The sequence below is a fragment of the Mesorhizobium sp. M7A.F.Ca.US.006.04.2.1 genome (genome assembly GCF_004022915.1).
GTDB classification, from domain to species: domain Bacteria; phylum Pseudomonadota; class Alphaproteobacteria; order Rhizobiales; family Rhizobiaceae; genus Mesorhizobium; species Mesorhizobium ciceri.
Window position 1 is genome coordinate 1 of the sequence record NZ_RZQA01000148.1, and the last position, 9580, is coordinate 9580.

General features: G+C 62.9%; 10 protein-coding genes and 1 pseudogene. 3 read left to right on the forward strand and 8 right to left on the reverse strand.

Annotated elements, in window-relative coordinates; translation table 11 throughout:
• Positions 1-315, forward strand: a pseudogene (locus EN925_RS10715) (LysR family transcriptional regulator); the annotation flags it as partial.
• A gap of 197 nt (positions 316-512) precedes the next feature.
• Here the strand turns inward: EN925_RS10715 and EN925_RS10720 are convergent.
• From EN925_RS10720 to EN925_RS10730, 3 genes are all read right to left on the reverse strand, one after another.
• A complete protein-coding gene (locus EN925_RS10720; protein ID WP_127384841.1) occupies positions 513-1421 on the reverse strand; it encodes a DMT family transporter in 909 nt (302 codons plus the stop codon).
• 60 nt (positions 1422-1481) lie between these two features.
• Complete coding sequence (locus EN925_RS10725) at positions 1482-2369, reverse strand: DMT family transporter (RefSeq protein ID WP_127384840.1); 888 nt, start codon at positions 2367-2369, stop codon at positions 1482-1484.
• A 178-nt stretch (positions 2370-2547) separates the two neighbouring features.
• The gene (locus EN925_RS10730; protein ID WP_127369405.1) at positions 2548-4065 is read right to left on the reverse strand and encodes a peptidase S10; all 1518 of its coding nucleotides are present in this window, start codon (positions 4063-4065) and stop codon (positions 2548-2550) included.
• Positions 4066-4282: 217 nt separating this feature from the next.
• Here EN925_RS10730 and EN925_RS10735 point away from each other — a divergent pair, with 217 nt between their 5' ends.
• Entirely contained in the window at positions 4283-5032 is a 750-nt protein-coding gene (locus EN925_RS10735) for a LuxR family transcriptional regulator (protein ID WP_013532535.1), read from the forward strand.
• 109 nt (positions 5033-5141) lie between these two features.
• On the opposite strand, the gene EN925_RS10740 is transcribed toward EN925_RS10735, so the two are convergent.
• Both EN925_RS10740 and aguA read right to left on the reverse strand, forming a co-directional pair.
• Positions 5142-6236, reverse strand: a complete 1095-nt coding sequence (locus EN925_RS10740) for a polyamine ABC transporter substrate-binding protein (protein WP_127369406.1) — start codon at positions 6234-6236, stop codon at positions 5142-5144.
• A 45-nt stretch (positions 6237-6281) separates the two neighbouring features.
• Entirely contained in the window at positions 6282-7388 is a 1107-nt protein-coding gene (gene aguA, locus EN925_RS10745; RefSeq protein ID WP_127384838.1) for an agmatine deiminase, read from the reverse strand.
• A 202-nt stretch (positions 7389-7590) separates the two neighbouring features.
• Here aguA and EN925_RS10750 point away from each other — a divergent pair, with 202 nt between their 5' ends.
• A complete protein-coding gene (locus tag EN925_RS10750; protein ID WP_027162698.1) occupies positions 7591-8097 on the forward strand; it encodes an OsmC family protein in 507 nt (168 codons plus the stop codon).
• A 3-nt stretch (positions 8098-8100) separates the two neighbouring features.
• Here EN925_RS10750 and EN925_RS10755 read toward each other — a convergent pair whose 3' ends face one another.
• From EN925_RS10755 to EN925_RS10765, 3 genes are all read right to left on the reverse strand, one after another.
• Complete coding sequence (locus EN925_RS10755; RefSeq protein ID WP_013532531.1) at positions 8101-8322, reverse strand: hypothetical protein; 222 nt, start codon at positions 8320-8322, stop codon at positions 8101-8103.
• Positions 8323-8490: 168 nt separating this feature from the next.
• Entirely contained in the window at positions 8491-9120 is a 630-nt protein-coding gene (locus tag EN925_RS10760) for a hypothetical protein (RefSeq protein WP_013532530.1), read from the reverse strand.
• 134 nt (positions 9121-9254) lie between these two features.
• Positions 9255-9580: SDR family NAD(P)-dependent oxidoreductase (locus EN925_RS10765; protein ID WP_128336524.1), on the reverse strand; the 326-nt coding region annotated here is incomplete at its 5' end.

Below are 9580 nucleotides of genomic sequence, written 5' to 3' on the forward strand. Positions count from 1 at the left end.
CCGCTGGCGCTGCTCGATCCATATTGCGTTTTTCGCGAAGCGGCACTTGCCGCACTCGATGCCGCCGGCCGCCGCTACCGCATTGCTGCCGGCAGCGCCAGTCTGGCCGGCCTGCGCACAGCCGTGAACGCCGGTGTCGCACTGACGCTGCGAACGGCTCGCTTTGCCCATTCCGGGATTGTCGAGGCGCCGCGCCAGCTTGGCCTGCCGCAGGTGCCTTTGGCTGAGTTCGCCATCCGGCTGCGCGCCGGTGCCGATGGATCGGCAGCCGATCTGGCGACCCTGCTCAGCGCCAACCTTGCCTTGTCGGGCTGAATACCCAACGAACCCGACCTTGCGGTCCCAAGTGGCAAAGAAAAAGCCGACCTTGCGGTCGGCAAGCGGCAAAGAAAAAGCCGACCTTACGGTCGGCTTGGAGTAGGACGGGCCGAGGGGTTTGGGGGGACTTGGGGATGGCCCGTCGCAGCAATAATGCCTGACCCGGATGATGGTTCCATGACTGTGTCGCTTTTTTAAGAAATATTTGACGCCATGCGTTGCGAGCGCGCCATCAGCCAATCCCGCCCCGCATGGGCGAACACTGCGGTGAGCACGACGGCGCCGCCGATCATGCTGGCGGCTGGTGCAATCTCGCCCAGGAACAGGAAGGCAAACAGGATCGCGAACGGCACTTCGGCCGAACCGAGAAGCCCGGATTCGGCCGGCGGGATGAGTCGTGCGCCCTCCGTCCACAGGATCGAGGACAGCGCGAAGGACGCGCCGAAAGTGGTGAGCAGAACGGCATCTCTCGGCGAAACCGCCAGCGGATCGGTGACGAACCAACCGAGCACGAACAACAGGAATGCCGACACCGCACCGGCCCACACCACGGGCGTGTCGCGGAAGGCGCGAACCATGATCATGTAAAGGCCGCTGCCGATGGTCATCAGCAGTGCCAGTCCGTCGCCGAACAGATTGCCGGTGCCGAAGCCGGACCAGACCATGATCGCCACGCCGCACAGCGACACTGCGGCGGCGACCATCGTCTGCAACCGGAAGGGTTCGCGCGTCAGAACCCAGGCCAGCAGCGCCGTGACGAAAGGTGCTGTGGCATAGATGACAGCGACATTGGCGACGAAGGTGAACTTGAACGCCGAGATGAAAGCGATGCTGGCCAGCGCGCCTTCCACCGCCAGCAGCCAGCCGCGCCAGCCAAGCCGCAGGGTCTCACGCCCACCGGAACGGTGACGCCGCCACAGCACATAGAAGCTGATCAGGATCGCGCCGACAAAGCCGCGCCAGCAGATGATGGTCAACGGGTCGGCGTGGATTGATTTCGTCAGCACGCCCGTCAGGCCGAAGACGGCGGCTGAGGACGACACCAGGATGATGCCGAGTGTCCGCTCCGCGGCGGTGTCGGTGGCGGCTGCAATCTCAGTCATGCCGCCAGCCTACGCCGCTTGGTCCTGACATCGTAGCGTCAGCAATCATGGCCATGCACATCATAGCCGTTTGCGGAAATGCTCGGTGCCGACGATCAGCAGGCCGGCGGCGACGATCAGCGCAGCGCCCAGGAAAACTTCGCGGCGCGGCACGTCGCCCCAGATCGCAAAGCCGAGTGCGAATGCCCACAATAGCGAGGTGTATTCCAGCGGCGCGAGAACCGAGGCCGGCGTGCGCTTCATGCCTTCGAAGAGAAGATACTGCGCCAGGCCGCCGAGTGCGCCGACGCTGGCAAGCAGCAGCAGCTGGGTCCAGTCGGGTGTCCGCCACCAAAGCAACGCCGGCACCGCCGAAAACAGCAGGAAATAGAAATTGTTGAGCAGGAGCTGGATCATCGAGCGCTCGGCAAGGGCGGTCCTGCGCAAGAGCACGATGGCGATGCCCCACAAGAAGGCGGCCGCCAGCACCAGCAGCACCGGCACGGACAGGCCGAGATGGGTCGGATCGCAAGCGATGAACACGCCGGCAAAGCCGATCAGCACCGCCAGCCAGCGCAGCATCGGCACTTTTTCGCCGAGCAGGAACACCGAAAGCACGGTGACGATGATCGGGGCCGCGTAATAAACGGTGGTCAGTTCGGCGAGCTGCAGGCTGCGCGCGGCGTTGTAGTAGCAGAGCCACGCAGCAAGCGTGAAGGCACTGCGCACCAGCATCGGCCGCACGATCGGCGAGCGCATCGTGTCGGCAAACAGCTGTCGTCCGCCGATCGCCGCGCACGCGCCCAGAATGGTGATGCTGCGGAAGAACATGATCTGCCAGACGCTCAGGCCGACGACCAGCAGCTTGATCGAAGCATCCTGTGTCGAAAACAGCAGATAGGCCGCACCGGTCAGCAGGATGCCTGCAAGAACCCGCTCGCGTGTTTCGAGAATGGCGATATCGGCCATAAGGCGCGTGGGACCAAATTTGCCGGAGCGGCAGAAATGCTGTGAGGAGCGACACAAGGGAGCCGTGAATTCAACTCCCTTGGTACCAAGCTATACGGGCGAAAACCCCTGCGGCGCTACGCCAGTCCGGGGCTTATATTGGGGCACGGGTCCATGGCGAGCTGCACTGTCGCCAAGTCTATTGCGTCGCCTGATAAAGCTCCGAAGCGGCTTCTTTCAGCGCGCGCCGGCCGTCGGACCTGAAATACATCATGTGCCCGCCCTCGACGACATCGAGACGGATGGGCTTGGCATTGGCGAGCGACGGGATCTGGCTCACCAGGTAGCGCGAGGCGAGGTAAGGTGTCACCAGGTCGGTGTAGCCGTTAACGATCACGACGCCGAGCGAAGGGTTCAGCGAGCGTGCGCGCTGCAGATCGTCCATCACCCCGGCATAGCCTTGCCGCGAGGCGCCGGTCCCGTAATCCCAATTGTGGCTGATTTCGCCATTGAGCAGCCGATAGCTGACATCGGTGCGAAAATGCAGTTCGTCGCTGATATAGCCGACGAACGCCGACGTCAGCGCCGGCACGCTGCGGTCGAGCACCGGATCCGGGCCGGCGATGCGGGCGCTCTCGGGCGCGATGTCGGCCGTGCCGATCGTGGCGTCATAGGGGCTGAGCACCTTGCCGCTGGCGCGGGCGAACTCCCTTGCGAACAGGCCGGTGGGGATGCGGGCGGAGTTCCGCTGCACCAGGTCGAGCGGCAGGCCGGTGATGTCAGCCACGCGTTGGCTGGCCAGCCGCCTGCCTTGCTCCAGTCCGCTGGTGATTGCCGTGAGGTAATCGCCCATCGCATAATGTTCGACGTCTGCCAGCTTCTCCCGCAACGCGTCGCCGCTGACGCCTTCGGCGCGCAGGCGCACCGCAGCCAGTGAAGGCAGTTCGAGCGCCCAATGCAGCGGCTCGAATTCGTCGGGCTGCACCAGCGTGAACTCCAGCGCCGGGGAGATCAGCACGATGCCGTTCGGACTGATGCCGATATCTTCCTGCAACGTCCTGGAGAGCAGCGCTGCGCGGAACCCGCCATAGCTTTCGCCGGCGAGGAACAGCGGCGACCCGGTGCGGCCGTTCTGCGCGAGATAGAGCCGGATGAAGGCGCCTATCGAGCCGGCATCCTGGTTGACGCCCCAGAAGTCGCGCGTGTCCTGACCCGGTGCCTCGCGGCTATAGCCGGTTCCCACCGGATCGACGAAGACGAGATCGGTCATGTCGAGCCAGCTGTCCGGATTGTCGATCAGTCTTTGCGGTGACGGCAGGAATTCGCCGTCGGCTCCCGTCGCGATTATCCGTGGACCGAGTGCGCCGATATGCAGATAGGCGGACGCTGCTCCAGGGCCGCCGTTGAACACGAAGGTGATCGGCCGCTGCTGGTCTTTGGCCCCGCTTGCCGGCGGCTCCAGTGTGTAGGCGACGTAGAAGATCTCCGCCGTGACGTCGCCCTTGCCCGATAGCAGCGACAGGGTCGCCGCCTTTGCCTGGTAATCCAGCTTGCGCCCGGCTAGCGTGATCGAATGGTTGGTGGTCTGCGGCGGCGGCAGCAGGGATAGCACGCCGCCCGAGGGCGCCGGCCGCTCCGCCGTTTCAGCCAGGACGGGCTGCGCCAGGACGGCGAGCATCGGCAGGATAAGGCAGATCAGTTTCAATTTGACCGGCATGATGGCTCCGCGACAACGACTCCCGCATAGGTATGGCCGAGAGGGTCGAAGTCAAAGGAAATGGCTGATTTGAACTTGCAACGGCTTGCGCTAGAGCCGGATGATTTCAGGTCGATCGACCTGAAATCTGAATCCGGCTCTAAATCAAACAGATGGAGCATGATGCCGTCCGAAAACCGCTTCACACTTTTCGGCATCATGCCTAGTATGAATTGGAATGCAGTCGAACCTTTCCCTCGATCAGTTTGGGCGCTGGAGCGGCGGTGTCGCCGCTGCGGCCGTTGCCGTGACACCCGAAGAATTGTCGGCTCGCTTCACGGCAGCGGCGAGCGAGTTGCTTGGCTCCGACCGCGCCTATGTCGGCTTTTACCGTCGCGACATCACATCCCTGACCATCGACGATGCCGGTCCCGATCGCTGGAACCGCGACTATGATGCACGACTGTATCGCCAGGATCCCTTCTTCCAGAGGTTCGCCAGCACGAGGCAGGATTTCCTGTTGCCGCTGTCGGCACTCCGCAATGGCGACTTCCAGCGCACTCCCTACTATCGCGAATTCTTCGGCCCTTCCGACAGTTTCGACGAGATCACCGGCGTGTTCAATCTCGACCGGCTGACCGCTGGCTATGTCACTTTTCTCAGGCGAAACGGGGCAGAACCGTTTGGCGAGCAGGATCTGGCGACGGCTTGCGCGGCAAGCAGCGCGACAAGGCTCATTTTGGAAAGATTGCTCCATCTGTGCCGCTTCCGGCACAAGGGCGCCGCAATCGGTGACGCTCGCTCGCGGCTGAGCAGGCGCGAGACCGAGATTGCGCGGCATCTGGTCGATGGTGGCAACGCCAAGACGATTTCGCGATGCCTCGCCATCTCGCCCGGGACCGTCCGCAACCACATCAAGCAGATCTATCGCAAGCTCGGCGTGCACTCCCAGGTCGAGTTGCTGGCGGCCATCCGCGAAGCCGCTTGAGCCTGACGGCTTCCGCCCGGCTCTGTCTTTTTGCTTTGACGCAATTCCCAAGGGAAAGCGCTACGCGCTTTTCCCGGGAAAACCGCTGCGCACTTTTCCTGGAATTGCTCTATTGTCCCGTCACGATGCGCGTCCACATGCGGTTTTGTGATCGCAGCAGCTTTGGGTCGTTGTTGTCCACCACGAACAGCTTGGCCTTCACGGCATCAGGCGGAAAGACGCCGGGATCGCTGGCTATGGCCTTGTCCATCAGCGGCAGGGACTCCGGTATCGCATTGGCGTAGGAGACATAGCTGGAATTGGCCGCGGCGATATCGGGCCGCAGATTGAAGTTGATCCAGGCCTGGGCGTTGTCGGGATGCGGCGCATCTTTCGGTACCGCCATCGTATCGAAGTTGATGAGCGTGCCTTCTCTGGGGATGGAATAGGCGATCTCCAGCTTCTTTACGGATTCCGCCGCACGGGTCCTTGCCTGGAGTATGTCGCCCGACCAGCCCAACACCACACAGATGTCACCGTTGGCGAGGTCGTTGATGTATTTCGACGAATGGAAATAGCGGATGTAGGGCCGCACCTTGACCAGCAGGTCCTCGACCTTGGCGAGGTCGTCGGGACTGGTCGATTTGGGGTTGATGTGAAGGTAGTTCATCGCCATCGGGATGACTTCAGCCGGCGCATCGATGATAGCCACACCGCAATCGGACAGCTTCTTGACCACATCGACGTCGAAGACCATGGCGAAGGAATCTGTCGGCCTGTCCGGCAGCCGCTGCTCCACCGCAGCGACGTTGTAGCCAATGCCGTCGGTGACCGCCATATAGGGCACTGCATGCAGGTTCTGCGGGTCGGCGCCGGCGATCAGCGTGAGGGCTTGCGGATCGATCTTCGAGTGGTTCGCAAGCTTCGATTTGTCGAGTTCCAGGAAAGCCCCTGCTTTGACCTGGTTCTTGAGGAACGGATAGGGCGAAGGGTAGACCACGTCATATCCGGAGCCACCGGTGAGCAGCTTGGTCTCAAGCACCTCGTTGCCGTCATAGACGTCGTAACGAACCTTGATTCCCGTTTCCTTCTCGAATTTCTCGGCCGTGTCCGGCGCGATGTAGTCGGACCAGTTGTAGACGTTGACGATCTTTTCCTCGTCAGCCGAAGCCGCATTTGCGCAGATGCCGCAGGCAAGCAGGGTTGAGAAGATCAGAGCGCGCATGAATGTCCTCCGTTTTCGCTATGTGTTCTCGGCATGCTCCGTCCCTCAACGTCGTTGCGGGGCATAGACCGGCAAGGTGATGCAGGCGACATTGCCGCCGCCCAGCAGGATCTCTCGCGAGTTTTCGATGCCGACTATCCGGTGGTCGGGAAACAGCTCGGCCAGCGTCCGCTTGGCCTTCACATCGAGATCGCAGCCGAACTGCGGCACCACCACGACGCTGTTGCCCGGATAGTAGTTGATGTAGCTCGCCGCGATCCGGTTTCCGGCCGGTCGCGCCCAGGTCGAATCCAGCCGGTCCACGCCGTCGCTTTCTTCCGGCGTCATCTCGATCGGCAAGGGGTGGGGCAGCCGGTGAACTTCCAGCGCGCGGCCCTTCGCATCACGAGCCGAACGCAACACCGCCTCGGCTTCGCGCACGATCTCATATTGTGGGTCGTCCCGATTGTCGGTCCAGCTCAGCACGACCACGCCGGGGCGCACGAAGCAGCAGACGTCGTCGACATGGCCGTCGGTCTCGTCGAAGGCAAAGCCGCGTGGCAGCCAGATGATGGTGTCGACACCGAGATAGTCGCCAAGCTGGCGCTCCACCTCGGCCTTGCCGAGATGAGCGTTGCGATTTCGATTGAGCAGGCATTGCTCCGTCGTGATGAGCGTGCCCTGACCGTCGCACTGCAACCCGCCACCCTCGGCGATCAGAGGTGCGCGGTAGCGATCCATGTTCTCGATTTCGAGCAGTTTTTGCGCCGCAAGGTCATCCAGGTCCCATGGCGAATAGAGGCCGCCGTCAAAACCGCCATAGGCGTTGAAGATCCAATCGACGCCACGCACGTCGCCTTGATCGTTGACGACGAAGTTGGGACCGCTGTCGCGCAGCCAGGAATCATTGGTGGACATCTCCACGACACGCACATGGCCAGGCAATCGCGCTCGGGCATTCTGCCACTGGCGAGCAGAAGCCGCCACCGTCACCGGCTCGCTTTGCGCGATCGCCGCGGCGACATCGGCGAACAGTTTTTGCGCGGGCTTGGCGCCGAGGCGCCAGGTGTCCGGCCGCTCCGGCCAGATCATCCAGCAGCCTGACTTGGGTTCGAATTCGCCGGGCGCGCGAAACCCATCCTGTTTCGGCCTTGTCGAGAGGGTTCGAGGCATCGGGGACCGCCGGGAAATGGAGTGATGACTTGCCCGGATCAGACTTTTTTGGGACCTTGTCCGTCAATGTCCCATTTGGGATATCGGTGTAGGCGGCTGGCACCTGTTGCGGAATGGCATTGCCTTCCCAAGGTGATCGGCGCAAATCTTGACCGGACGGCGCATGCCGGTGACGCAAGCAGTCGACGAAAGGGGAAAGCGGATGGATGCGACCGAACTGAAGGCCATGCAGGCGCCGCTGAAGCAGGCCTATCGTGACGACGCTTCGCAGGCCATGATCACGCTTCGCGCCAAGGGCTCGATCGACGACCAGTCGGTTGCCTGCAAGGTGGAGACGGGCAGGGCGCTCGCCATCGCCGGCCTGCATCCGGCAACAGGCGGCTCAGGCCTTGAGCTCTGCTCGGGCGACATGCTGCTGGAGGCGTTGGTCGCCTGCGCCGGGGTGACGCTGAAGGCGGTGGCGACGGCGCTCGAGTTCAAACTCGGCGCCGCCACGGTGGAGGCTGAAGGCGATCTCGATTTTCGCGGCACGCTCGGTGTCGCCAAGGATGCGCCGGTCGGCTTTCGCGCCATCCGGCTCAATTTCAACCTCGACACCGATGAGCCGCAGGAGCGGATAGACTCGCTGCTGAAGCTGACCGAGCGTTATTGCGTGGTATTCCAGACCATCAGCCAGAAGCCGGAACTGACGGTCAGCGCACGCCGCTGACGCCTACTGTGCTGACGGTTCTTCGGCGTCACCCTCGTCGGTGAAGGGCGAGGCGCTCGGCACGCATTGCACCGACCAGCCGGCCGGTGTCGGCTGCTTCTGATATTCGGTGATGGCGGCGGTGCATTGTTCGCGCTTGTCGAAGGTGCTGGGCAGCACGACCATGCCGCCTTGCGGACCGGCGATTACCAGATACCAGACCAACGCTGCTGCGGTCGTAGCCATGGGGATTTCCTTGTTCTGCCAGTTGGGCGCTTGTTGTGGGAGTCGCGGTGACCCTACCAACTCCAAGGAAATGACGAAAGCATGACCGCCGCACAGCTTCCCGCCGCCAAATCACAGCCGCGTGATGTGACGGCGGGTTTCCCAGCCCGATTTCGAAGCGCAATCGGCTCAGTTGGTGGCAAAACAATAGAACAAGCCATCGCCCCCGGTGCCCTTCAGCGCCTCTTGGCTGCAGCCGCCGCGCGAGGCGTGCGAGGAATTCCAGGATTTGGCGGCTGCCGAATCGTCGAGGCCGGTACGGTCGTGATGGCCCATCATCGCGGCGCCTTCCGCCCCGCTCATCGTCCAGTCGCCGCAGGTCTGGTCGGCGATCTTGGTGCCGTCGGGCTTGGAGCCGGTCAGCACGTCGTGGCGGTTCGGCGTGTCACCGCGGCCGTTGACCACTTCGCCTTTCTCGTTGAGCGCCGTCTGCTTGGTGATGCCGTTGGCATCGCTGTGCAACGAGGCGACGTCGTCAGCGATCTTGACGCCCTTGGCGTTCACCCACGGCCCCTTGCCGATGCGGTCGCGGGCGTCAGTGTCGCTGGTCGACAGATAGGCAGCCCAACTCTTGCCGGTGACGCCGGCGGCTTCCGCCAGCGATGCGCAATGCGCGTCGGCACCCTTGAGGCCGCCGAGGTCGGCACCCTTGCCGGAACCGACACTGGTGACGAAGAAGCTCATCTTGGCATCTTGCGAGTAAGCGGCGCCCGCGGCTGCGATCAGGATGGCCGCGGTGGCGAGAAGCAGTTTGCGCATGGTGGTTCCTCCGGTTTGGGCTTCGACTACGTCGAAGAAACGTTTCCGGAGGCCTGTTTAATCCCTACGCATGTCGCTTAAAAGTGCGCAGCGGTTTTTGGGAAACCGACATGCGTCAAAAAAAGGCTCAAGTTTTATTCCGGCTGCCTATAGGCGACGAAGCGATTGTGCTTGGCCTGGAAGATCAATCCGGTCTCTTTCAGCCCCGGGCTGGCCAGCGGCACGATCCGCTTGGCGATCTCGGAGGGATGCGGCAACGTCTCGGGATCTTCGCCCGGCACTGCCTGGGCCCGCATGGCGGTGCGGGTGGCGCCGGGGTCAGCGGCGTTCACCCTGAGCGGCAGGCTCTGCGTCTCATGCGCCCAGGAGCGCATCATCGTCTCCACCGCGGCCTTGGATGCCGCGTAGGGTGCCCAGAAGGCGCGCGCCGAGTGCGCGGCGTTGGAAGACAGGATGATCG

Excerpts from the sequence above, each read along its gene's own strand:
- EN925_RS10720 (WP_127384841.1), bottom strand. The coding sequence starts at position 1,421 with ATGACTGAGATTGCAGCCGCCACCGACACCGCCGCGGAGCGGACACTC.
- EN925_RS10725 (WP_127384840.1), bottom strand. The coding sequence starts at position 2,369 with ATGGCCGATATCGCCATTCTCGAAACACGCGAGCGGGTTCTTGCAGGC.
- EN925_RS10730 (WP_127369405.1), bottom strand. The coding sequence starts at position 4,065 with ATGCCGGTCAAATTGAAACTGATCTGCCTTATCCTGCCGATGCTCGCC.
- EN925_RS10735 (WP_013532535.1), top strand. The coding sequence starts at position 4,283 with ATGCAGTCGAACCTTTCCCTCGATCAGTTTGGGCGCTGGAGCGGCGGT.
- EN925_RS10740 (WP_127369406.1), bottom strand. The coding sequence starts at position 6,236 with ATGCGCGCTCTGATCTTCTCAACCCTGCTTGCCTGCGGCATCTGCGCA.
- aguA (WP_127384838.1), bottom strand. The coding sequence starts at position 7,388 with ATGCCTCGAACCCTCTCGACAAGGCCGAAACAGGATGGGTTTCGCGCG.
- EN925_RS10750 (WP_027162698.1), top strand. The coding sequence starts at position 7,591 with ATGGATGCGACCGAACTGAAGGCCATGCAGGCGCCGCTGAAGCAGGCC.
- EN925_RS10755 (WP_013532531.1), bottom strand. The coding sequence starts at position 8,322 with ATGGCTACGACCGCAGCAGCGTTGGTCTGGTATCTGGTAATCGCCGGT.
- EN925_RS10760 (WP_013532530.1), bottom strand. The coding sequence starts at position 9,120 with ATGCGCAAACTGCTTCTCGCCACCGCGGCCATCCTGATCGCAGCCGCG.